The 22,439-nt window shown below is 43.5% G+C and carries 22 protein-coding genes and 1 riboswitch; of the genes, 11 read left to right on the top strand and 11 right to left on the bottom strand.

Features of this window, described 5'->3' with window-relative positions:
• Positions 1-128: 128 nt before the first annotated feature.
• Positions 129-317 (top strand): hypothetical protein, encoded by a 189-nt coding sequence (locus tag IRB79_RS06480; RefSeq protein ID WP_159346951.1) that lies wholly within the window; start codon positions 129-131, stop codon positions 315-317.
• Between the two features lie 37 nt (positions 318-354).
• Here IRB79_RS06480 and hutH read toward each other — a convergent pair whose 3' ends face one another.
• Positions 355-1,848: a histidine ammonia-lyase gene (gene hutH / locus IRB79_RS06475; protein ID WP_243509262.1), complete on the bottom strand. Its 1,494-nt coding sequence runs from the start codon at positions 1,846-1,848 to the stop codon at positions 355-357.
• Positions 1,849-2,194: 346 nt separating this feature from the next.
• Positions 2,195-3,034: an STAS domain-containing protein gene (locus IRB79_RS06470; RefSeq protein WP_243507519.1), complete on the bottom strand. Its 840-nt coding sequence runs from the start codon at positions 3,032-3,034 to the stop codon at positions 2,195-2,197.
• A 201-nt stretch (positions 3,035-3,235) separates the two neighbouring features.
• Between IRB79_RS06470 and IRB79_RS06465 the strand changes: the two genes are divergently transcribed.
• The 3 genes from IRB79_RS06465 to IRB79_RS06455 all read left to right on the top strand — a co-directional run bounded on the left by IRB79_RS06465 (position 3,236) and on the right by IRB79_RS06455 (position 8,137).
• A complete protein-coding gene (locus IRB79_RS06465; protein WP_243507518.1) occupies positions 3,236-5,329 on the top strand; it encodes a DNA topoisomerase III in 2,094 nt (697 codons plus the stop codon).
• A gap of 100 nt (positions 5,330-5,429) precedes the next feature.
• Complete coding sequence (locus IRB79_RS06460; protein ID WP_243507517.1) at positions 5,430-6,743, top strand: short-chain fatty acid transporter; 1,314 nt, start codon at positions 5,430-5,432, stop codon at positions 6,741-6,743.
• A gap of 161 nt (positions 6,744-6,904) precedes the next feature.
• Positions 6,905-8,137 carry an aminopeptidase gene (locus tag IRB79_RS06455; protein ID WP_243507515.1) on the top strand — a complete coding sequence of 411 codons (1,233 nt, stop codon included), beginning with the start codon at positions 6,905-6,907 and terminating at the stop codon, positions 8,135-8,137.
• A 21-nt stretch (positions 8,138-8,158) separates the two neighbouring features.
• On the opposite strand, the gene IRB79_RS06450 is transcribed toward IRB79_RS06455, so the two are convergent.
• From IRB79_RS06450 to queF, 4 genes are all read right to left on the bottom strand, one after another.
• Positions 8,159-9,355, bottom strand: coding sequence for a hypothetical protein (locus tag IRB79_RS06450; RefSeq protein ID WP_243507514.1), 1,197 nt, complete (start codon positions 9,353-9,355; stop codon positions 8,159-8,161).
• Between the two features lie 276 nt (positions 9,356-9,631).
• Positions 9,632-11,074, bottom strand: coding sequence for a sodium/pantothenate symporter (gene panF / locus IRB79_RS06445; protein ID WP_243507512.1), 1,443 nt, complete (start codon positions 11,072-11,074; stop codon positions 9,632-9,634).
• A complete protein-coding gene (locus tag IRB79_RS06440) occupies positions 11,071-11,361 on the bottom strand; it encodes a YhdT family protein (RefSeq protein WP_243507510.1) in 291 nt (96 codons plus the stop codon). The genes panF and IRB79_RS06440 overlap by 4 nt, the downstream gene beginning before the upstream one ends.
• Before the next feature lie 159 nt (positions 11,362-11,520).
• Positions 11,521-12,018 carry a preQ(1) synthase gene (gene queF, locus IRB79_RS06435; RefSeq protein WP_095244376.1) on the bottom strand — a complete coding sequence of 166 codons (498 nt, stop codon included), beginning with the start codon at positions 12,016-12,018 and terminating at the stop codon, positions 11,521-11,523.
• Positions 12,019-12,130: 112 nt separating this feature from the next.
• A riboswitch (PreQ1 riboswitch) is annotated at positions 12,131-12,176 on the bottom strand.
• Between the two features lie 141 nt (positions 12,177-12,317).
• On the opposite strand from queF, the gene mscL reads away from it, so the two are divergent.
• Positions 12,318-12,689 carry a large conductance mechanosensitive channel protein MscL gene (mscL, locus tag IRB79_RS06430; protein ID WP_243507508.1) on the top strand — a complete coding sequence of 124 codons (372 nt, stop codon included), beginning with the start codon at positions 12,318-12,320 and terminating at the stop codon, positions 12,687-12,689.
• Between the two features lie 69 nt (positions 12,690-12,758).
• Positions 12,759-13,400 (top strand): Bax inhibitor-1/YccA family protein, encoded by a 642-nt coding sequence (locus IRB79_RS06425; RefSeq protein WP_243507506.1) that lies wholly within the window; start codon positions 12,759-12,761, stop codon positions 13,398-13,400.
• 146 nt (positions 13,401-13,546) lie between these two features.
• On the opposite strand, the gene IRB79_RS06420 is transcribed toward IRB79_RS06425, so the two are convergent.
• Positions 13,547-14,272: a 5-formyltetrahydrofolate cyclo-ligase gene (locus IRB79_RS06420; protein ID WP_243507505.1), complete on the bottom strand. Its 726-nt coding sequence runs from the start codon at positions 14,270-14,272 to the stop codon at positions 13,547-13,549.
• A gap of 475 nt (positions 14,273-14,747) precedes the next feature.
• Between IRB79_RS06420 and IRB79_RS06415 the strand changes: the two genes are divergently transcribed.
• From IRB79_RS06415 to IRB79_RS06395, 5 genes are all read left to right on the top strand, one after another.
• Positions 14,748-15,512, top strand: coding sequence for a gluconate 2-dehydrogenase subunit 3 family protein (locus IRB79_RS06415; protein ID WP_243507503.1), 765 nt, complete (start codon positions 14,748-14,750; stop codon positions 15,510-15,512).
• A gap of 26 nt (positions 15,513-15,538) precedes the next feature.
• Complete coding sequence (locus IRB79_RS06410) at positions 15,539-17,248, top strand: GMC family oxidoreductase (protein WP_243507501.1); 1,710 nt, start codon at positions 15,539-15,541, stop codon at positions 17,246-17,248.
• A 26-nt stretch (positions 17,249-17,274) separates the two neighbouring features.
• Positions 17,275-17,493 (top strand): twin-arginine translocase TatA/TatE family subunit, encoded by a 219-nt coding sequence (tatA, locus tag IRB79_RS06405; protein ID WP_095244370.1) that lies wholly within the window; start codon positions 17,275-17,277, stop codon positions 17,491-17,493.
• A gap of 14 nt (positions 17,494-17,507) precedes the next feature.
• Positions 17,508-18,236: a twin-arginine translocase subunit TatC gene (gene tatC / locus IRB79_RS06400; protein WP_243507500.1), complete on the top strand. Its 729-nt coding sequence runs from the start codon at positions 17,508-17,510 to the stop codon at positions 18,234-18,236.
• A 66-nt stretch (positions 18,237-18,302) separates the two neighbouring features.
• Positions 18,303-18,644 (top strand): DUF3243 domain-containing protein, encoded by a 342-nt coding sequence (locus tag IRB79_RS06395; RefSeq protein ID WP_243507498.1) that lies wholly within the window; start codon positions 18,303-18,305, stop codon positions 18,642-18,644.
• Positions 18,645-18,685: 41 nt separating this feature from the next.
• Here the strand turns inward: IRB79_RS06395 and IRB79_RS06390 are convergent, their stop codons facing one another.
• Genes IRB79_RS06390 through IRB79_RS06375 form a run of 4 tightly spaced genes read right to left on the bottom strand, consistent with a single transcriptional unit; the run spans position 18,686 to position 22,340 of the window.
• Positions 18,686-18,967, bottom strand: a complete 282-nt coding sequence (locus IRB79_RS06390) for a hypothetical protein (RefSeq protein ID WP_243507496.1) — start codon at positions 18,965-18,967, stop codon at positions 18,686-18,688.
• A gap of 57 nt (positions 18,968-19,024) precedes the next feature.
• Entirely contained in the window at positions 19,025-19,576 is a 552-nt protein-coding gene (locus IRB79_RS06385) for a GNAT family N-acetyltransferase (protein ID WP_243507494.1), read from the bottom strand.
• A 12-nt stretch (positions 19,577-19,588) separates the two neighbouring features.
• A complete protein-coding gene (locus IRB79_RS06380) occupies positions 19,589-20,947 on the bottom strand; it encodes a TldD/PmbA family protein (RefSeq protein ID WP_243507492.1) in 1,359 nt (452 codons plus the stop codon).
• A 1-nt stretch (position 20,948) separates the two neighbouring features.
• Positions 20,949-22,340 carry a TldD/PmbA family protein gene (locus tag IRB79_RS06375; RefSeq protein WP_243507491.1) on the bottom strand — a complete coding sequence of 464 codons (1,392 nt, stop codon included), beginning with the start codon at positions 22,338-22,340 and terminating at the stop codon, positions 20,949-20,951.
• Positions 22,341-22,439 lie beyond the last annotated feature (99 nt).

Genomic DNA, 22,439 nt, shown 5'->3' with positions numbered 1-22,439 from the left:
TATATATACTTATGCGAACAAAGACAAAATTGAACGGAAAATATTGAGTGAAACAGCCGTACATAGTCCAGATGTCCAAGGGGAAAATAGTGAAAGAATGTTAATTCAAGAATGAAGGGAGCCTGATTATGTCACGCGGAGTCCATTTTAACCATAAAAGAAAACATCACCCTGGAGAGTTTCCTGAACACACAATGGTCGAGCGCCATACAACTGAGGCACAGGAAGACGAAGAATTTATTGTGACACAGGAAGCATTTAAAAACCGCTTTGAAGAAGATGAAGCAAAGGAACTTGAGGAAAGAGCCAAAGATTAAAAAGTCAGGGGTCTGAGAACATTCAGACCCCTGCTGCTTATATTGCGTCTATTTCAACTTCTTTCAGCCAGGACGCGCATGCTTCAATATCCTTTGAAAATACGCGATCTTTTGTAATGGAAGGCACCACTTTTCTTGCTTCTTCATAAAAATGTTTTGTTTTATCAGCCATTTTATCAGAACCGCGGAATTCTGCTGCCTGCAGCGCGCAAATCAGTTCAATTGCAAGCACTTTATTGACATTCTGGATAATCTGATAAGCATGTCTTGATCCGATGGTTCCCATGCTCACATGGTCTTCCTGATTACCAGATGAAGGGATCGAGTCCACACTTGCTGGATGGGCAAGTGTCTTATTTTCTGAAACAAGTGATGCTGCAACATATTGGAGAATCATCGCACCTGACTGCAGTCCAGGCTCCGGGCTTAAAAATGGCGGCAAATCACTCAGCTGCGGGTTAACAAGTCTTTCAATCCGGCGCTCTGAAATATTGGCCAATTCCGCAACCGCGATTTTCATGAAGTCCATTGCAAGTGCGATTGGCTGTCCATGAAAGTTTCCGCCGGATATAACGCTTTCCCCATTTTCAAAAATTAGCGGGTTATCTGTGGCTGCGTTCATTTCAATTTCAAGCTTTTCTTTTACATAGTCAAGAGCCTGCCAGGATGCCCCATGAACCTGCGGGATGCAGCGGATGGAATAGGCGTCCTGCACACGGATTTCTCCCTGTCTTGTGATCAGGCTGCTGCCTGCCAGGTATTCCCTCATTCTTCTTGCTGTATCCACCTGCTGCTGATAGCCTCTTGCCTGATGGATATTTTCATCAAACGCATCAATTATGCCGTTTAAGCCCTCCATTGTAACTGCAGCGATGAGTTCACTTTGATAAGCGATTTTTTCCGCTTCCAGATAACCAATGACTCCCATTGCCGTCATCGCTTGAGTGCCGTTAATCAGAGCTAGCCCTTCCTTCGCCTGTAATGTTAAAGGCTCTATTCCCTCCTGAACAAGCACTTCCAGCGCAGGCCTTCTTTCACCCTTGAAAAACACTTCCCCTTCTCCCATTAATACTAATGCCAAATGAGATAGAGGCGCCAAATCGCCGCTCGCTCCAAGAGATCCCTGCTGCGGGATGACAGGATGGATTTGTTTATTCACAAGCGCTAAAAGAGTTTCTATCAAGACAGGACGGACTCCTGAGAACCCTTTTAATAAAGCATTTGCTCTTAATAGGAGCATAGCTCTAGAGACAGACTCAGGGAATGGTTCCCCTACACCGCAGGCATGCGAGCGGATTAAATTCAGCTGAAGATCCTCTACATCTCCCTGATCAATTCTTACATCGCTGAATTTGCCAAAGCCAGTGTTAATGCCGTAAATGACTTTTTCTTCACTTACAATTCTCTTTACGGCTTCACGGCTGTTTTTTACACGAAGCATGCTTTCCTTTGATGCTGCAGCCTTTACTCCTTCAAAAAGCACTTTTTTCGCTTCAGACAAAGTAAGGGTATTTCCATTTAAAGTAACCACGTTGCTCTCCTCCCCGCGAGTTAAAGTCATCATCGATTCTGTCAATTTTTCCATTTCAAATCCTCCCCGGTACGTTAGCGAGATAAAGAAAAGGCTGTATCTCAAACACAGGTTTGAAATACAGCCTTTTTAAAAAGATTATTTGCAATATCAGTTTTTAGATGTCTCATCTTTATCACAGCCTATTTTTAGTATATTTTCTGAATATAATTAATTCTATGTGCCATATGGGAGGATGTCAATTAATTTTTCCCATTTTTTAACAAATTAGATTGTTAGAATGGTAATACAGTAAAGCGTTTTTATTTTAGCCATATAAAAAGCCGGCATTTCTGCCAGCTTAGTTTCATTCAATGTCTTGTCTTTTCAGTGCTTGCTTTAATGTACCGTAAGTATTAATGCCTGTGAAGTCCAGGCCAAGCTGAATGGAAGTCTGGGCAACTTCAGGGCTGATGCCTGAGATGGTGGATTTTACCCCTAGCAGCTGTAAAGCTGTCGTTAAAGAGAATATTTGATGGGCAACCATCGTATCGATGATGGCCACACCTGATAAATCAATAAATAGATGTTCGATATTTTCTTTTGCACATTTTTTCGGAATTTCCTCCAGGAGGATTCGCGCACGTTCAGTATCAATATTGCCGATAAGCGGCAGTACGGCTGTATCGTCCTTAACAGGGATGACTGGGGTGCCAAGTTCATTAATCAGGCTTTGCTGGGCAACAAGCCTTCTGGTCGTCAGCTCATAATATCTCTCCGAAAATTTATTGATTAGTTGATCGAAAGCCTTGTTAATGATCGTGCTCCATTTCAATACATCATTTGCTGTGACTTCAGACTGGTTTTCTTTAATGAACTTTTCAACAAAATGCCAATAGGTTTCCCGGACATTACTTAAAGCTTCAAGCACTTGAAAAATGGGCGTATTAGAATCCACTCTGCTCTCCGCTACTGTAATAGCCCATTCTTCCATATTCTCGTTAAATGTGTCCTCATCAAGCAGAGCTGCTGAAACGGTGCGGTTGGTAAACGTATTTTGTTCTCTCAGGAGCTTCTCATAAGCGGGGTCTGCATCTGCAGAATAAATCGAGCCTTTCTGTTTATCCCTTAAAGACAGCCACATATCTGTGATATTTTTTGAATTCTCCTGAATGTAATCATAAAGAAGCTGATTTTTTGCATTCATTCATTTCACCTTGTCTCTTTCTATTTGTAAACAAACTGGTAAGTCCATTGTAGAATGAATTGGGACTAATTAAAAGCAATACAACTTAGGCAGTTATTCACTTCACTGCCCATCAAAATTTATCCCATTACAAATATTGATGATTTTCAGCTATACTTAGTTTGGACAGAAATGGCTGAATGTAATTTGAAAGGAGTTATTATGAAATCACTTGTTCTTGCTGAAAAGCCCAGTGTTGCCCGTGAAATTGCACGGGTTCTGGGATGCCGGCAATCTCATAAAAGCTATATGGAAGGCGATAAATATATCGTGACTTGGGCTCTTGGCCATTTAATCGAGTTAAAGATGCCTGAGCATTATGACAGCAAATACAAAAACTGGAATCTGGAAGATCTGCCGATTATTCCTGACCAAATGGGCCTGAAGGTGATGAAGCAGACCAGCCACCAGTATAAAGCCATTGAGAACCTGGCAAAGCGGAAGGATATTAAGGAAATTATCATTGGTACTGATGCAGGCCGCGAAGGGGAGCTTGTCGCACGCTGGATATTGGAGAAAATCCGCTGGCGCAAGACAATCAAACGCTTATGGATTTCTTCTGTAACGGACCGCGCCATCCGGGACGGCTTTCAAAACCTTAAGCCAGGAAAACAATTTGAAGATCTGTATGAATCCGCAGTGTGCCGGGCAGAGGCTGATTGGCTCATTGGCCTGAATGTCACAAGAGCCTTGACTACTAAATATAAGGATCCCCTATCCGCTGGCCGGGTGCAGACGCCGACACTGGCACTCGTGATGGAAAGGGAAACATTCATTCAAAAATTTGTTCCAAAAGAGTACTGGACGATTCGCGCCCAAATTGGCCCTCTGCAGGCTGACTGGGAGAAAAACGGTGAAAAGCGCAGCTTTTCTAAAGAAGCAGCTGATGGAGTCCTTTCCAAAGTAAAGGGGCAAAAAGCGGTTATCCAGTCCATTAACCGGAAAGAAAAAACTGAGCCGCAGCCGCTTCCTTATGATTTGACGGAGCTGCAGCGTGACGCCAATAAGCGTTACGGTTTCTCAGCCAAGAAAACGTCGAATGTGCTGCAGAAACTTTATGAGCACCATAAGCTTGTCACATATCCGCGGACAGACTCACGCTATTTGACAAAAGATATGGAAGCAACTATGATGGATCGCCTTCATGGCATTGCAGCTTCCTATAAAGACGAAGTGAAGCCGATCCTTGCGAATCAGGGCAAGGTCCTGGCAAAGCGAGTCTTTAATAATGAAAAAGTAACCGATCACCATGCGATAATTCCGACTGAAGAACGTGTACACCTCGGTGATTTGTCTGCTGATGAGCGGAAACTATACGAATTGATTCTGCGCAGATTTCTGGCCATTTTCCATAACCCTTATAAGTATGAAACCATCCATGCTGCTATTGATGTTAACGGTGAGACATTCACAGCCAGGGAAACAGCAGTTATCGACCTGGGTTATCGCAAGGTTGAACGCAGCAGTGATGAAGAAACAGGAAAACAGAGCCTGAAGAATATCTCAAAAGGACAGCGCTTTACGGTACAAACTGCTGAATTGTCCGCCAAGCTTACTGAACCCCCTCTTCGCTATTCCGAAGCTGACATTTTGACCCAGATGGAAAAATACAGCCTCGGAACACCTGCGACAAGAGCGGAAATCATTGAACGGCTCCTTGATACGGAAGCGATTGAAAGGCAAAATGGACGTCTGTTTCCGACTAAAAAGGGCAAACAGCTGATGGACCTGGTGAATGAAGATCTGAAATCACCTGAACTGACTGCTAAATGGGAACAGGAATTGGAAAAAATCGCACGCGGAAAAGCAGACCCCAAAGAGTTTCTGCAGAATATCCGCAAACAGACACGGACATTGGTTTCAGAAATTAAAAAGAGCGACAAATCTTACCGTGCCCACAATCTCACGGGCTCAAAATGTCCAGAATGCGATTCCTTCCTAAAAGAAAGGAATACCAAGGACGGAAAAATACTTGTCTGTTCCAATCTTGATTGTAATTTCCGAAAGCGCAAGGATCCAAAGCTTTCAAACCGCCGCTGCCCTCAGTGCCGCAAAAAAATGGAGATCCACCAGGGCAAAGCAGGGACCTACTTCCAGTGCCGCCCATGCAATGTGGTGGAGAAAGCCCAGGACAAAAAGAAAGCCGTCAACAAACGCGAAGAACGCAAACTTGTTCAGAAATATACCCAGAAGGAAGATTCTTTTGGAACGAGCCTTGGCGATTTGCTGAAGGCTGCAATGGATGATAAGGATTAATAAATAGCCCTGGCTGATGCCAGGGCTATTTCTGTATGAACTGGCATACACAGCTTGTCCTCTCCATAGCATGTACTAATACTGAAAGGAGAGTGAAAAGATGTTAACCAGAATGGCAGACCGTTTCTCCAAGCTTGTGGAAAGGTATCTCCCGGATGCCTTTGTCATTGCGGTATTAATGACTCTGTTTGTATTTATTGCGGGATTTTTCATGAAGCCTTCTGAACCTGTTGAGCTGTTTAAATCCTTCGGTGACGGCTTCTGGGTGTATCTCGCTTTTACCATGCAGATGGTGCTCCTCTTAATGACAGGCATGGCGCTTGCTTCTGTTCCTTCTGTACAGCGCATACTTGAAAAGCTGTCCTCCAAAGCGAAGACAGCAAACCAGGCCTACGTACTGACTTTTCTCGTTTCATCTGCTGCTTATTATATTAACTGGGGCCTTGCTGTTGTAGTTGGCGCCATAATTGCCCGTGAAGTTGGGAAAAGAAATCAAAACGCACACTTCCCTCTATTAGTGGCTGCAGCCTATGCACCAACTGCTCTATATACCGCTGGTTTATCGAGTTCAATTGGTTTGACTGTTGCGACCAAGGGCCATTTCCTGGAGGAAGTGGCTGGCGTCATTCCAACTTCGGAGACCATTTTCCATCCGGGAACGATTGCTATTTTAGTTGCTCTTGTTGTTACTATGCCGATTTTCATTGTGCTGATGGCACCCAAAAAAGGCATTATCCCATACGTTCCCCCAAAGGCACCCAAGCAGGAAGCTGAACAGCAGGAAATTTTAAAAACTCCCGCCGGAAAGCTTGAAAGAACTCCCTTTCTCGGCATCATTACAGGATTAATCGGGTTAATCTATGCAGTATTTGAGTTTGTAAACGGGCGTGACCTTGACTTGAATATTATCAATATTACCTTTCTATCCTTGGGTCTCATCCTTCATAAATCGCTCGAACAATACGCCAATGCTTTTAAAGAAGCGGGTTCTGCCATTTCACCTATCATTCTGCAATTCCCATTTTACGCTGGCATTATCGCGGTTCTCGGCAGCTCCGGGTTAGCAGAATCCATAATCAATGGAATGGCATCCATAGCAAGTAAAGACACCTTTGATATATTCACCTATTGGGCCGCTGGACTCGTCAATATTCTTGCTCCTTCAGGCGGCGGGCAGTGGGCATTGCAGGGGCCGCTTCAAGTACCTGCCGGTCTGCAGCTGGGTGTGGATCCCGCCATTACTGCTATGGCTGTCGGCTGGGGTGATGCCTGGACGAACCTGATCCAGCCTTTCTGGGCCCTTCCTATTTTAAGTGTGGTTGGCCTTCATATTCGCCATATAATGGGCTACTGTGCATTGCTGGCTATATGGGTGGGTATTGTTACTACTGTTTTGATGTTTTTTGTATATTAATAGGAACAGCCAAGCCTTATCGGGGTTTGGCTGTTTATTTTTGCCTACGCCGAGAGATGGAGCAGGTAAGTTCCTCAGAACGATTTTCAGTTCAATAGGTTTCTTTTTGCTAACAGAACAGCTACAATGAAAAAGAAGATTCTGACAAAGGAGAATACATAATGAGTCAATTTCATACGAATTTAGAGAAATACGCAGAGCTTGCCGTAAAGGTCGGCGTAAATGTACAAAAAGGACAGACGCTTGTTATTAACACAACCCTTGATGCAGCTGAACTGGTTCGTACAATTGTTAAAAAGGCCTATGAAGCAGGAGCTCATAACGTAGTTGTGAACTGGAGCGATGATGCGGTCACACGCACAAAGTACGATTTAGCACCGGAAGAGTCTTTCTCCGAATACCCGGAATGGCGTGCGAAGGAAGTCGAAGATTTAGCTGAAAAGGGTGCGGCATTCATGTCAATCGTTTCAGCAAGCCCTGATTTGCTGAAAGGCGTGAAATCAGAACGAATCTCAAGTTTCCAGAAAGCTGCCGGAAAGGCGCTTGCAAAATACCGCAAATTCATCCAGTCCGATAAAGTAAGCTGGACAGTCATTGCAGCTCCATCTCAAGCCTGGGCAGACATGGTATTCCCTGAAGCACCGGAAGAATCCCGTGTGGAAATGCTTTGGGAAGCCATTTTCAAAGCTACTCGCGCCGATTTGGATAACCCGGTTGAAGCCTGGAAAAAGCATGATGAAACACTTCATGAAAAAGTGGATTATTTGAACAGCAAGCGATATCAGAAGCTTCATTATAAAGCTCCAGGTACGGACCTGACAATCGAGCTTCCAAAAGGCCACTTATGGGTCGGGGCAGGCAGCGTTAATGAACAGGGACATGAATTCATGGCTAACATGCCGACTGAAGAAGTGTTTACGGTACCTTACAAGACAGGCGTCAACGGCACGGTTTCCAGCACAAAGCCTTTAAGCTATGGCGGAAATATCATCGATAAATTCAGCCTGACCTTTGAAAACGGCCGCATTGTCGATGTGAAAGCAGAAGAAGGAGAAGAGATTCTTAAGCAGCTTGTTGAGACAGATGAAGGCTCCCACTATCTTGGTGAAGTGGCCCTGGTTCCTTTCAACTCGCCAATTTCGCAGTCCAATCTGCTTTTCTATAATACTTTATTTGATGAAAATGCTTCAAACCACCTAGCCATTGGCAGTGCGTATGCATTCTGCATTGAAGGCGGCAAGAAAATGTCCAGTGAAGAACTGGCTGAAAACGGCTTGAACGAAAGCTTAACACATGTTGACTTCATGATTGGTTCCGCTGAAATGGATATCGACGGAATCACTGAAGACGGCAAGGCTGAACCTGTATTCAGGAAAGGTGATTGGGCATTTTAAGAAACGCCAAAAATCATGCGGTCATTGTGCCGCATGATTTTTTGTTTTCATTAATACTATTTCACTAACATTTCCTTCTAAATCAGATATGATTTCGATGGAATATTTATCTGCCAGGTAGGTAGAAATAGTTTCTCCTGACAGCATCTTTTCCATTACCTGCGCAGGAGTGCCAAACATAGCAGTTATCTCGTCAATTGAAGTTCTCACCCGCTGTCCAGGAATAGAAATAGCAGTTACATTTCCGGTTTCCCGTTCAAAATAATAGGTAATTTCAGGGTACATGACAAAAGGGCTGCCATTTTCAAACCCTTCCTTCATAAAATTTGGATCTGACTTCTTAATTTCAGATATGTTTGTGCCAATCGGATATGGGCTTCCGAGCGGGATTCCCTGTTTTGCTTTTTCAATGGCATCCACACTGAGTGCCAGGTTTTTAAAAGGATAGTAAAGGGCTTCCTCTTTTAACCACAGATTCATCCAGTCGATATCAGAATGATCTTCTTTGTGCAGCTCTATTCGGTCATGCAGGCTCATCGAAAGGGCTTCCTCATTAAATAGCCATGTTGAAATAACCCATCTATCATTCTTATTTTGGGCAGTTTGAAGATACTTCTGATTAATATTTTTTATTTTCGCTTTAGAGGATGTGGTCACTTCTTTTTCTGTACTGATTTTCAGCACTTCCCCATCTTTAATCGCCAATAACTGACCCTTAACCGCATTTTCCCCCTTGGACTGAAAGATCGAGATGATGGTTTTGTTCCTCATTTTTTGAGTGTAAACCTGCTCCTTCGAAGGGTTAAATGACATTTCTGCACTGTTATTCAAAGCCTCTTGTCTGTAAGCCTCTTTCGAACCTTTTTCAGCCAGGTAAACTGAATAATGTCCTGTAAAATAAGAATCGCCTTTCTTTCCTTTCGCACTGTCCTCTTCCAGAATGGTTCTTCTTTCGTCTTCCGCATAAAGATAAACGGTATATTTCATTTTTCCGTCTGTTGCGTCCAACTGGAATAGTGACTTGCCTTCAAGCCAGACAGTATCTTTTTTCTCTTTCCCGTCCTCTTGTACAGCTGATGTATTTTGTTCTGCTTCCACTTTATCTTCTTTTTCAAATTTTATTTCTTCTGTATTTAAAGATGCATTTATTTCACTTGAGCAGCCTGCTATAACGGATGACAGCATGGCAATCATAATCATATTTATAAAATTTTTCATTATATTCTCCCTAATGTTATAAAAACATTTCCATTTAAAGTCAAATGTTACAATTACGTTTCCTTTAACTAATTAAGTGTAACAAATAGGGATCGTTTCTACAAACCTATCAATATGCTCATTTTTTTACAAAAACAAGGGTTTCCTCCCGTATCCTTTATATATGACTCTTCTCCTGCTTCAATCAAACGTTTGATTGAATCGCCACGGGCCCTATTTATCAGCGTTTTGCAGTTAAATACAAGAGGCTCCGGAATAATCTCCGGAGCTTCTTGCTTAAATTTCTGCTGGTGCAGATGCTGATTTTTCGGTAAATAGACTTACAGTTACATAAGCCGCCAGTGACAAAGCAATAGGCAATACGACTGTATTCATGCCTAATGCATTTGGATAAAAAGTATGGAATAAAATATAGGAGGCAGTTCCGGTTATCATCGAGGCCACTGCACCATATCTATTTCCTTTAGCCCAATAAAGGCCCAGCACAACAGGCCATATGAAGGCTGCTTCCAGTCCTCCAAAAGAAAAGAGATTCAGCCAGATCAGCAAATCGGGCGGACTGAGAGCCATGATGCAAACCAGAATCCCAAGCAGGGCCGTAACCGCAAAACTCAGTTTCTTGATGGCAGCTTCTTTGGCATCAGGCTTAATGTAATTAATATAGACATCTTTCACAATCGCCGAGCTGACCAGAAGGAGCAGGGAATCCACTGTTGACATGATGGCAGCCATCGGTGCTGCCAGTACAATTCCCGCGAGCCATGGAGGAAGCACTTCCATGGCAATCATCGGCATGACTTTATCCCCCACTTCAATCCCTGGAAGAATTGGCCGGGCAAATACGCCAATTAAATGCATGCCAAGCATGATAAACCCGACCACTACTGTTCCAATTATAATTGCCCTATGCATGGCTCTGGCATTTTTATAGGACATGGCCCTCACCGCAACCTGCGGAAGGCCCACAACTCCAACTCCCACCAATATCCAGAATGAGGACACATATAAAGGAGTCAATCCGCCATCAAAGCCAAACGGTGTAATCAGATTCGGGTTTTCTGAAGACAGGTCACTGATAATATTCGGTATTCCCCCACCTGCCACAATAACAGCAATCAGAAGGATCATGGTGCCGATGAACATGATTCCCCCTTGTACGGCATCCGTTACTGCAACAGCACGGAAGCCGCCGATCACCACGTAGACCATAACGGAAGCTGCAAAAATGAATAAAGCAGATAAATAGCTTAATCCTGTCAGTGACTCAATTAATCTTGCTCCGCCAACCCATTGGGCAGCCATGGCAGAAAACAGGAAAATAATGATGCTGAGAGAGGATAGCCAGACGACCCATCTGCTGTTATATCTTTCTTTTAGAAAATCGATGAGCGTTACAGCATCATACTTTCTTGCTGTGATGGCAAACTTTTTCCCCAGAACCATGAGAACGAAATAACCAGTGACAACCTGTGACATGGCAAGCAGCACCCAGCCAAGCCCCTGTGTGTATGCAACGCCCGGCCCTCCAATGAAACTGCTGGCACTTCCGTAGGTTGCAATCATGGTCATAGCCAGAATAAAACCACCCAGCTGCCTTCCTCCAAGAAAGTAATCCTGCAGGAACGAACTCCCGGTATCAATCTTTCTGCTGGACCATAAGCCGACGAGAAAAATAATGATTAAAAAGATGAGAAGAGGAGCAATAACCTGCCAGTTCATTTGGATTCTCCCCCCTCTTCATTTTCTTCGAACGGAACCTCTTTAAACAGAAATTTAACAGCCGCTGTTACCAGAATCACCATTACAGCAAACCCTGCCACGCAGCTCCAAAAAAACCAGGCAGGCAATCCCATAATATATGTATACTCACCAGCAGGCCCAGACCCCATCCCATAGGCAAACCCATACCACCATACAAAATTGAAGAGCACCAGACCAATGCCAATCCACGCCTCTCTCTCTGCGATTTTGAAGCGCTGATCTTTTTTATGTATGCCTTTCTTCATTTTGTCCCCCTTCAGAGCTTTATTATAGTAATGCTCTCAAAAATACAGAATATTCCCTAAATATAATCCCACTTATGTATATTATCTGCAACAAAAAAAGCAGATTGCTCTGCCTTTTTTGATATTATTTTAAAATCGCACTTTAAGCAAGCTATGGTCTTAACGATTGTCAATTGTCTCCGGGTAAAGGTCATGGTTCATCAAACGGTAATCCGCCATTTTTTCATATTTCGTCCCCGGCTTTCCGTAGTTGCAATACGGATCGATGGAGATTCCGCCACGTGGCGTAAATTTACCCCAAACCTCAATATAGCGGGGATCCATTAATTCAATAAGATCGTTCATAATGATGTTCATGCAGTCCTCATGGAAATCGCCATGATTTCTAAAACTGAAAAGATATAGCTTTAATGACTTGCTCTCTACCATTTTCTGATCCGGAATATAGCTGATATAGATGGTCGCAAAATCCGGCTGTCCCGTTTTCGGGCAAAGACTCGTAAACTCAGGGCAATTAAACTTTACAAAATAATCGCGGTTTGGATGCTTATTGTCAAAAGCCTCCAGAATCTCAGGCGAGTATTCAAAAAGATAGTTTGTACCCTGATTTCCCAATAGTGTAATATCCGTTAATTCCTCATCTTTTCTTCCTGACATAAAAAAAGCCTCCCTTTATATGATCCCGCTGATCCTAAGGAGAGGTCCAAAAAGTACAGCTTGAAAAAACAAAAACCATATCCTCTTATGGATATGGTTGATTATTATAATCAAAGCCATAGTTTTTTATAGAGGGTGAAGCTATGAACCTCTCCCGCTCACACGGGAATATTCGAAATATAATTGTCATTGTTACTATAGAGAAAAAGCCTGTTTCTGTCAATAGGGGCTTCCTTATCTGGTTTTCATTTATTCTTCATAGTATAATTACGGTAATTTTCAAAGAAAGGTGACATGTTATGTGGAATGAGTTTAAAAAATTCGCCCTAAAGGGAAATGTGCTTGATTTGGCTGTCGGGGTTGTTATCGGAGCTGCCTTCGGAAAGATTGTATCTTCTCTTGTAGATGATATCATCATGCCGCTTGTTGGATTGCTGATGGGCGGAGTTGACTTTAGGGATCTGATGGTAAAGGTTGGCAGCGCGGAGGTCAAATACGGTTTATTCATACAAAATGTGGTTGATTTCTTCATAGTGGCATTCTCGATTTTCGTCTTTATCAGGATTATCAACAATCGTTTCAAAAAGAAAGAAGAAGCAAAGCCTGCACCAGCTGTGGATAAAAACGTTGAGCTTTTAACTGAAATAAGAGACCTTTTAAAAACCAAATAAATGATGAAACTTAAACAATAGTTCTGACGTATATACATATACAAATTATTTTAGAGGAGAAATGAAAAAATGTATGTACAGCATACCGCAAATAACAGTTATTTGCCTTCTGTTTTACGGGCGTTTGCCTTATCATTAGGGATTGCTTTTATCGGAACGATGGCGGGTGTTTTCATCCCTCCAGCCCTATTTTTGCCGCTCATGGTTCTTGAACTCGGAATGCTGCTTTTCGCTTTCCTGCTTCGCCGCAAAAAGGCCATTGGTTATCCATTCCTGTATGTATTTACATTTATTTCAGGGATGACGACCTATCCGATTGTTGCCCATTACCTGGCGGCCATTGGCCCGAACCCTGTATTGGTCGCCCTTGCAGCGACAACGGTTGTGTTTACAGGCCTGGCTGTATACGCTACGACAACCAAGCGGGATTTATCTTTCCTTGGCGGCATGCTGATGGCGGCATTGCTTGCCCTTATTGCGATCTCTGTTTTCAGCATCTTCTGGCCGTTAAGCTCTAACGCTATGCTGGCATTCTCCTTCATCGGAGTGCTAGTGTTCAGCGGATATGTGCTATTCGATTTCAACCGCATGAAGCATTATGGAGTGTCACCGGAAGAAGTTCCTTTGATGGCTCTTAACTTATACCTTGATTTTATCAACCTGTTCATTAATATTCTTCGCATTTTTGGAATTTTGGGGAGCAGGGACTAAACAGGAGTGCGATCTCCTGTTTTTTTTATGTTCTCACCGCAGGGAAACATTTTATGGAAGCATATTGATGAATCACCTGAAGATCACGCAAAGATTGATGATGTTTTAAAGAAAATGGACGAAGTTAAAGCTTAAAAGGCAGTCAATTACTTGGCTGCCTTTCCTTTTGTAATCTCCCATACGTCACGCAATACTGGCATCTCTACCATTTGCTCCTCGGTTACTAGCTCCCATTGAATGCCTTCAGGCTTTGGATATGGCGTATTGGTTTTGATCAGTTCCTTTTCGGTTGCAATCCAGTCGACAGTCAAATCATATGGGTCCCTCGGGATATCTGCCTCTGTAATCTGGGCGCTGTTGACTGTTCCAATCACAGGGATTTCGGGATTTCCCAGCTCTCTGATTATGGCATATTCACGGTCAGCATAGCCCTCCCCTTTTCCGACACGCCGGCCATCCCGATGAAGGCCCACTGATCCGGCAAAAAACAAATCAATTTTCGGCAATTCTGTGAGAGGAACTTCTTTTCCATATGAGTGGATATGCTTAAGGCTCGCTGCTTTTCGCTCCTCCCCGGCGGGCACCCATTCGGGCTTTACCATAATAAATCCTGCTTTCAGCCTTGGAGTGGGAACCAGCAATGTCTTTCCATCTTTTAAAATTTGTGAACGGACCGGCAGCTGCGGAGAATCAGGATTTACTTTAATTACCTTAGCCTCTTTATACTCAGGCATAGTAAAAACAAATGCAGCCGCTTTTTCAGCTCCTTTGAAATTGGGGATTCTATTTTTTAAAGGAAACGGAAAGCGGCCAAGCTTATTCTCCTCAAGATAATTCCATATGTACTCACGGATTTCTTTCTTCGTATTCATTGCGTTTCACTTCCTTTCTTATATTTTATCCATCAGGGATAAAACTGAATAGAAAAAGAACTTCATTTTTTAAAAGAAATAGGTTTTAAGTCAAGTTCTCGTGGTAAACAATTAATGCAAGGCCAATAACAAAACGGAAGGGACTGGTTGACGATGAAAAGCGTAACAGCGACTTCAAGGTTCGTCATTGGCATTGCAAGAAATCAGGGAGGGTTTGCAGAGCGTTCGAAAGGCACTCTCGTCTATAACCGATATATTTAAAATCGGTTCGGCCCTATGCAAATCATAATCCTCAGGTTGTCCGTCATCGGACTTAAAAAAGGTGCAGACCAATCGGTTTGCATCTTTTTTAATGCCTCATAAATCCACTTCTCACCCGTCTTCTTTTCTCACTATCTGCTAAAAAACTCCTGATCACTGTTTAGACATGTATTTTTTTCACCATAATGGCAAATAAAAGGAGGTTTCTAGCTAAATGTCTGAACATGAACAAAAACAAGAATCAACCATGTCCCGGAGGAGATTCATCCGCAATTCCGGGTTAGTTGCCGGGGGTTTGGTAGGAGGCGGCATTCTTGGCGGCTTAATTGGTGCAAACATGAATAAAGACGGTACAGCAACGGAAGAGAATGCCCATACAAACGGGCATGATCAGGTTGCCTACCAGCAGTCACCTTTATATTTCACAAACCCTGAGATATTCGGAATCCTGCAGGCGGCCGTTGAAAGAATTTATCCAAAGGATGAAAATGGCCCTGGCGCTAATGATTTGGATGTTCCGTTTTTTATCGACCATCAGCTTGCGGGCTCATGGGGAAACAATACAAGGGAATATATGCAGGGCCCATTCTTCCCAGGCTCAAACTTTCAGGGTTACCAATCCCCTTTAAAACGGCATGAGGTCTTTGATGTCGGCCTGGCCGCCCTGCAGACCTACAGCAGTGATAAGTTCAATAAGCCTTTTGCTGAACTTGAGGGTGAACAGCAGGATGAAATTCTTACTGCCTTTGAGGAGGATAAAGTAGAGCTTCGTGGTGTTACCTCAAGGACATTTTTTAATATTCTCCGGGCAGCAACTATTGAAGGCGTCTATGCAGATCCTGCCTATGCCGGCAACAAGAATATGGAAGGCTGGAAAATGAAAGACTTTCCTGGCCATCAAATGAGCTATATCAATCAAATAGAGTCTGAAAAATTTGTTGAAATTAAACCGAACAGTCTCCATTCATATACCAAATAGTACTATCTCTTAAGGAAGTGGTAAAAATGGCTAAAACATTGCCAAAAACAGATGCAGTCGTTGTAGGAGTCGGATGGGCAGGCGGCATCATTGCGGCTGAACTTGGAAAACAGGGGTTAAAAGTAGTTGGTCTGGAGCGGGGGAAAGAGCGCGGAGTCAAGGACTACTATGTTGTCCATGATGAACTTCGCTATGGAATCCGCTATGAATTAATGCAGGATCTTTCAAAAGAAACGATCACGTTCCGCAACCACGGGAAAGAAAGATCTCTTCCTATGCGTCAGCTTGGCTCCTTTTTGCTTGGCGAGGGCTTAGGAGGATCCGGTGTTCACTGGAATGGGCATACCTTCCGCTTTTTGCCCTATGACTTTGAAATTAAGTCGCAGACGGTTAAAAAATATGGCGAAGCAAAGATTAAAGGTCTTCAAGTTCAGGACTGGGGCATTACATACGATGAATTGGAGCCCTATTTCTACGAATTTGAAAAAGCGGCAGGGATTAGCGGAGAAGAAGGCGAGTTAGGGCCAAAGAGAGCGAATCCGTTCCCAAATCCACCAATGAAGGAGACGCCCATTACGGCTAGATTTAAAGAAGCAGCGAAGTCATTGGGGATGAAACCTTACCATATGCCATCCGGCAATATGAGCCAGGCTTATGAAAACCAATATGGCGCCAAGCTGGCTCCATGTCAGTATTGTGCGTTTTGTGAACGCTTCGGCTGTGAATATGGAGCAAAGGCAGATCCGACCGTGGCCGTCATTCCGTTTGCCAAAGAAACAGGAAATGTGGATATCCGCAACTTTGCGAATGTAACAGAAATTATCCATGACGGCAAAAAAGCAACCGGTGTGCGCTATGTGGATGTGCAAACAAAGGAAGAATTCATCCAGCCGGCAGAAATGGTTATTCTGACAAGCTATGTCATGAATAACACCCGCCTGCTGCTGACATCCAAACTGGGGCGCCCATACAATCCTGATACAGGATCAGGGGTTATCGGAAAGAATTATTGCTACCAGATCCTTCCCGGGTCAGCAGGATTTTTTGATGAAGAACAATTTAATACATTTATGGGTGCCGGTGCTCTTGGTGCAACTGTGGATGATTACAATGGAGACAATTTTGACCACTCCGATCTTGGCTTCATCCATGGCGGTTCCATTTCGATCAACCAATCAGGATACCGTCCAATCCAATATAATATGGTTCCGACTGATACACCGAAATGGGGCAGCAAGTTCAAGGAGAACTCCATTAAGTATTTCACAAGAGCATTGAGCATTGGAACACAGGGGGCTTCCATGCCTGTGCAGCACAATTATATGGACCTGGACCCTTCATATAAAGATGCTTACGGGCTCCCTCTGCTTCGCCTGACATATGATTTCACGGAACAGGATAAGAATCTTTATAACTATATTGGAAAAATCACAGACAAAATCATGAAGGAAATGGGACCGGCAAAAATTAACGACAGGCAGCAGCTGGAGCACTATGACATCGTCCCTTATCAGACAACCCACAATACCGGCGGCGTGATCATGGGGGCTGAGCCCGAATCATCAGCTGTAAATAACTATCTGCAGATGTGGGATGCAGAAAATGTATTTGTCATTGGCGCATCCGCTTTCCCTCACAACGGAGGGTATAATCCGACAGGAACAGTTGGGGCACTCGCCTACCGTGCTGCCGAAGGAATCATCAAATACAGCAAAGAAGGCGGTCTGTTAGCATAGAAAATCCACAAAAAGGAGTGAACATCATGGGGCTTTCAAATATAGGAATTCCCGGATTGATTATTATCCTCGTTATTACCTTAATTATCTTCGGGCCAAAAAAGCTTCCTGAGATCGGGTCTGCCTTTGGAAGGACCTTATCAGAATTCAAAAAATCAGCCAGAGATATTATGAGCGACGATGATGAACCCGATTCAAAAACACGCTCAATTGAAACGGCTGATCGGAAGGATAAACCGCTTTAATAGGAGGGTTTAGAATGAAAACGGAAGAACAAACCCTTGTAGAGCATTTAACGGATCTGAGAAAAGTGCTGATTCGATCACTGCTTTTCTTTATAGCCAGTTTTGCCCTATGTCTGTTTTTCATCAACAGACTGATACCCATGCTCGCAAATGATCATGAGCTTGTCATGCTTGGGCCGCTGGATGTCATTAAGCTGTATACGGGAATTGCAGGAAGCATAAGCCTTGGACTTGCGCTTCCTTTTATCTCCTATCAGATTTGGCTATTTGTAAAGCCGGCATTAACGGAAAAAGAAAGCAGAGTATCCTTAATGTTTTTTCCGGCCATTCTTTTCAGCTTTATCGGCGGTCTTTGTTTCGGCTTTTTTATTATATTCCCTGCTATTTATCAGTTTTTAATGCTATTGGGTGAATCACATTTTGCGATGATGATCACTGCCAGGGAGTATTTTTCTTTTCTGCTGATGTCTACCATTCCTTTTGGTTTTCTGTTTGAAGTGCCTTTGCTGTTATTGTTTCTGACAACGATCGGCATTGTCACCCCAGCCATGCTCAGCTCGATGCGAAAATACGCTTATTTGATCATGGCTGTCGTATCAGCCCTAATTACACCGCCTGATTTATTTTCACAGATTCTTGTCCTTGTGCCTCTTATCGGGCTATATGAAATTGGCGTTATTTTATCAAAAGTAAAATTCAAGAAATTGAAAGATGTTCAGGAATCTCCATCCAGCGAGATTTAAACAAGTTTAGGTTGGCCCCCAAAAGGATATTTAATAAGAAAACGTTCTTTTGGGAGGTCTGTAAAAATGAATGAACAGGATCATGTAATCAAACAAGATGGTGAATTGTATACAAAAAATATCAAGAGTGCAATGGACAAGATGTCGAATGAAAGAGCGGAAGATATTCTAAGCAGTTTCGATGAGTTTAAAAGCTATCTGGCTGAAAGAATCGAACTTGGAAAAAAGCTGGGATTAAATGAGGAACAGCTTGCGGTAACAGCGGAAAAAGTGGCTGGCTACCTGGCTGAAAACGTGGAGCCAAAAAACCGTGAAGAACAGCTTCTGAAAGAATTATGGAAAGCTGGCAATGATGAAGAAAAGCATAAGCTGGCCCATATGCTTGTACGCCTGACAGAACAGGCCTAATAACAAAGCCGGAATTGTTGTGTATGACAATTCCGGCTTTGTTACTTTTTTAGATCTCTATAAAGATTTATAAACTGGTTTGGCTCTGACTTTACTTGGTAAGAGAATAGCCCCCGATTGGTATGAAGGTAGAGAAAACCAATTTCGCAATTGGAAGATCTGTATGACATATCCCAAACTTCATCAATCAGAAATTTATCCGTTGGCGAAAGGATGTGATCTTCATATAAGTGAAGATAAAGTTCCTTTTCAATGTATTGCTGCTGATTCCAAACGATCTTCCGGCTGACTGTTATAAAAGGGTGGGAAGCAATGATCCGCACATGAACCTCCATATAAAAAATGATTTGCTTCCATTGAAACATAATGCGGATCGGGATTCAAATGGCGGCACCTTCCCCTATATATTCCTCCCGTAAAATCGCATAATAAGTCAGGTCTATCGGTCTGCCATCTTTCATCGCATGCTGGCGCAAAATTCCTTCATGCTTCATTCCTGACTTCTCCATAATCCTCCATGATCCAGGATTGTCTGTAAAAGCAAGGGCATAAATGCGGTTATGTTGGAGCTCTTCGAATCCATATTTAATAACTGCCCTTGCTGCCTCTGTACCATACCCTTTTCCCCAGAACGGTTTGCCGATCCAATAGCCGATTTCTGCTCTTCTGTTTGCATTAGTGCCTGTAATATTGATGAGCCCTATTAAGCTATTATCCACTTTTTTCGTAATGGCGAAAATCGCAATTTTACCGTTCCTCTCTGCTTCCAGGATGCTTGTAATAAATTCCCTTGCTCCCCCTTCAGGATAGGGATGGGGAATATTTAGTGTTGTTTTGGCCACATCATAATCTCTTGCATATTCTTCTACCTTGGGTGCATCGTCAAGGGTAAGGCTGCGAAGAATTAGGCGGCTGGTTCCAAGGGGTTTCATTGTTCGTCCTCCTTATTCCACCGTCACTGCCAGTTCCCTGATTAATAGAGATGGCGAACCAATGTAGCCTGTTGCCATGAATCCCATCGAGAATTCCAGGTCTGAGCCGATGGCTTCAATATTATTCAATAGCTCATAGAAGTTTCCGGCTATCGTCATTTGGTTTACTGCATTTTGCACTTTTCCGTCTCTGACATAATAGCCGTTGGCCGCAATGGAAAAGTCCCCTGATACGGTATTGGCACCGGAATGGAGGCCGGATAATTCGGTTATGATTATGCCCTCTGAGAGCGATGACACCAGCTCATCATAGCTTTGATCAGATGGAATGACATGAAGGTTCGTTGGAGCTACCGTTAAAGCGCCTTTATAAGAAGCTTTGTAGGCATTCCCCGTCGATTCCACTCCATCTTTTTGAGCTGTTTTGCGGTTATGCATCAAGGTAACAAGCCGGCCGTCTTTCACAATATCTTTCCTGGCAGTGGCGACCCCTTCGCTGTCGAAATTAGAGCTGAGCAGACCTTCTTCTAAAAATGGATCATCTACTATATTCAATGACGCTGCAGCAATGATTTCACCTGTTTTGCCCTTTAAAGCCGATTGCCCTTTTTGGGTATTTTCCGCTGAGAAGATAGGGATGTATGTCTGAAGCAGGGCGCTGGCAGCATCATTTCTCAATAATACAGGATATTTCTTGCTTTCAGCACTTCTGGCATTAAGCTGAGATAATGCTTCTTCTACTGCATGCTTGGCAATTTCCTCCGGTTTCAAGATGGAAAAGTCTCTCGTAAACTTGGAGTATTCACCATTTTTCACTATATCTCCCTGCTTAACGATGACTGATACATAAATGCCGGCATGATTGTTCTTTTCGCTGAGATTCAGGCCTTTGCTGTTGAGGAGAACCCTTTCCGTTTCACCACTGCTCAGCATGAAATAATCAGTCCCGGTTACCCGCTCATCATATGCATAGATGTGCTTTTCTATTTCCTTAAGCAGGTTCATTTTTTCAGAGATTGTAACTTCCGCAAGATTAGCTGAATAGTAGCTTCCTTTTTCATACTGTTCGCTGCCGGCAAAGATCTCTTCCTGTACTTCATCTTCTATAAATTGAGAGTTTTCCTTCGCATTCTCGATCAGAAAAGACAGGGATTCCTCATCCAGTTTTTCAGTAAAAGCATAGCCCATCCTGCCTTCGTAAAGGCCTCGGAAGGAGGTTCCGAACACTTCGGAAGTGTCGTAGGAATCGATTTCTCCTTTGTAAAGCTCGCAGGCGAACTTTTCCTCTCTCTCATAATAAAGCTCCATATCTGTAAAACCATGCTGCCCGCCAAGATGAAATAGCTTTTCCTTAAATTCCTGCAGATTCATATTATTCGCCCCCCTTTGTGCCGCCAACAGTCATTTCGCTTACGCGGATCATCGGCTGGCCAACATTGACAGGGATGCTTCCGCTTTGTGACCCGCACATGCCTGCACCATGGTCCAGGTTATTCCCCACCATATCAACCAGCTGTAGAGTTTTCGGGCCATTCCCTATTAATGTAGCACCTTTTAACGGCTTGCCGATTTTCCCGTCTTTTACAAGATACGCCTCCATGACAGCAAAATTGTAATCGCCAGTTGTGGTATTGACCTGGCCGCCGCCCATGTATTTTGTATAAATTCCGTACTCTGTATTTGAAATGATTTCTTCCGGAGTGGATTTGCCGTTCGCAATATACGTATTGGTCATCCTGGAAGTCGGTGCAAAGCGGTAGGACTGCCGTCTTCCTGAGCCTGTCGACTCCATGCCCATTCTGCGGCCCCCGAATTTATCAATCAAGTAACCTTTTAAAATCCCATTTTCAATCAGCACATTTTTACGGGCTTTTTCGCCTTCATCATCTATCGTAATCGATCCCCACTCATTGGCAAGCGTGCCGTCATCAATGTATGTAACGACATCTGAGGCCACTTTTTCGCCGATCCGGTTTGCAAAAACGGAGTTTTCCTTCGCCACAGATGTAGCTTCCAGGCCATGTCCGCATGCTTCATGGAAAATAACGCCGCCGAATTCATTATCGATGATGACAGGCAATTTTCCGCTCGGGCATGGCTCTGCCCCAAGCATCGTAACCGCGATGCGGGAAGCTTCATTGGCATAATGCTCAAGATTCAGATTTTCCATGAATTCAAAGCCTTTATGAGCTCCAGGTCCATAGAATCCAGGCTGCATTTGGTTTCCTTCTGCAGCAATCGACTGAATGGCAAGGCGGCTTCGCACCCGGCGGTCTTCAACAAATTTACCTTCCGAGTTGGCAATCAGCACATTCTGTTCTTCATCCAAATACCTGACCGTAACCTGCTGGATGCTGTTATGATAGTTTTTCGCAATTTCGTAAGCCTTTTTCATCACTTCTACTTTGCGAAGCTTCTCCACTTCGCGCGGATTAAGAGATATAGGATGAGCTGCCGGTATGATTTCTTTTTGCAGCTGTTCAGGCTGAATGATTTTATCTCCTCTGATCGCTTGGGCAGCATTGCCTGCAGCTTTCAGCAAACCTTCCTTTGATCCATCCGTTGTGTAAGCATAAACACTCTGCAGCCCCTTAAACACGCGAATGCCGATCCCGTAATCCCTGCCCGATAAGCTGCTCTCAATTTTCCCGCCCTGAAGTGCAAGGTTATTGGTGAAACGATCCTCAACAAACACTTCCGCAAAATCCCCGCCAGTAGCCAGGGCTGCTGTAATAACATCATGAATGACTGATTGTGAAAGCATAAAAACCCTCCTTCTTTCTAACTTTTCAAACTATTCTAATCATACCGTACTGATCTTCATTTTAGTATGATTTTTTCCTTTTTTGACCAATAAGGAGGA

Origin of the sequence: Cytobacillus oceanisediminis, from assembly GCF_022811925.1 — a bacterium.
Taxonomy (GTDB): Bacteria; Bacillota; Bacilli; order Bacillales; family Cytobacillaceae; genus Cytobacillus; species Cytobacillus oceanisediminis_D.
Note: the sequence above shows the minus strand (reverse complement) of the source record. Positions and strands in the feature narration are given on the sequence as shown.

Excerpts from the sequence above, each read along its gene's own strand:
- mscL (WP_243507508.1), top strand. The coding sequence starts at position 12,318 with ATGTGGAATGAGTTTAAAAAATTCGCCCTAAAGGGAAATGTGCTTGAT.
- IRB79_RS06380 (WP_243507492.1), bottom strand. The coding sequence starts at position 20,947 with ATGAATCTGCAGGAATTTAAGGAAAAGCTATTTCATCTTGGCGGGCAG.
- queF (WP_095244376.1), bottom strand. The coding sequence starts at position 12,018 with ATGTCAGGAAGAAAAGATGAGGAATTAACGGATATTACACTATTGGGA.
- panF (WP_243507512.1), bottom strand. The coding sequence starts at position 11,074 with ATGAACTGGCAGGTTATTGCTCCTCTTCTCATCTTTTTAATCATTATT.
- IRB79_RS06465 (WP_243507518.1), top strand. The coding sequence starts at position 3,236 with ATGAAATCACTTGTTCTTGCTGAAAAGCCCAGTGTTGCCCGTGAAATT.
- IRB79_RS06425 (WP_243507506.1), top strand. The coding sequence starts at position 12,759 with ATGTATGTACAGCATACCGCAAATAACAGTTATTTGCCTTCTGTTTTA.
- IRB79_RS06395 (WP_243507498.1), top strand. The coding sequence starts at position 18,303 with ATGAATGAACAGGATCATGTAATCAAACAAGATGGTGAATTGTATACA.
- IRB79_RS06375 (WP_243507491.1), bottom strand. The coding sequence starts at position 22,340 with ATGCTTTCACAATCAGTCATTCATGATGTTATTACAGCAGCCCTGGCT.
- IRB79_RS06440 (WP_243507510.1), bottom strand. The coding sequence starts at position 11,361 with ATGAAGAAAGGCATACATAAAAAAGATCAGCGCTTCAAAATCGCAGAG.
- IRB79_RS06460 (WP_243507517.1), top strand. The coding sequence starts at position 5,430 with ATGTTAACCAGAATGGCAGACCGTTTCTCCAAGCTTGTGGAAAGGTAT.
- tatC (WP_243507500.1), top strand. The coding sequence starts at position 17,508 with ATGAAAACGGAAGAACAAACCCTTGTAGAGCATTTAACGGATCTGAGA.
- tatA (WP_095244370.1), top strand. The coding sequence starts at position 17,275 with ATGGGGCTTTCAAATATAGGAATTCCCGGATTGATTATTATCCTCGTT.
- IRB79_RS06415 (WP_243507503.1), top strand. The coding sequence starts at position 14,748 with ATGTCTGAACATGAACAAAAACAAGAATCAACCATGTCCCGGAGGAGA.
- IRB79_RS06450 (WP_243507514.1), bottom strand. The coding sequence starts at position 9,355 with ATGAAAAATTTTATAAATATGATTATGATTGCCATGCTGTCATCCGTT.
- IRB79_RS06470 (WP_243507519.1), bottom strand. The coding sequence starts at position 3,034 with ATGAATGCAAAAAATCAGCTTCTTTATGATTACATTCAGGAGAATTCA.
- IRB79_RS06480 (WP_159346951.1), top strand. The coding sequence starts at position 129 with ATGTCACGCGGAGTCCATTTTAACCATAAAAGAAAACATCACCCTGGA.
- IRB79_RS06385 (WP_243507494.1), bottom strand. The coding sequence starts at position 19,576 with ATGAAACCCCTTGGAACCAGCCGCCTAATTCTTCGCAGCCTTACCCTT.
- IRB79_RS06410 (WP_243507501.1), top strand. The coding sequence starts at position 15,539 with ATGGCTAAAACATTGCCAAAAACAGATGCAGTCGTTGTAGGAGTCGGA.
- IRB79_RS06455 (WP_243507515.1), top strand. The coding sequence starts at position 6,905 with ATGAGTCAATTTCATACGAATTTAGAGAAATACGCAGAGCTTGCCGTA.
- IRB79_RS06420 (WP_243507505.1), bottom strand. The coding sequence starts at position 14,272 with ATGAATACGAAGAAAGAAATCCGTGAGTACATATGGAATTATCTTGAG.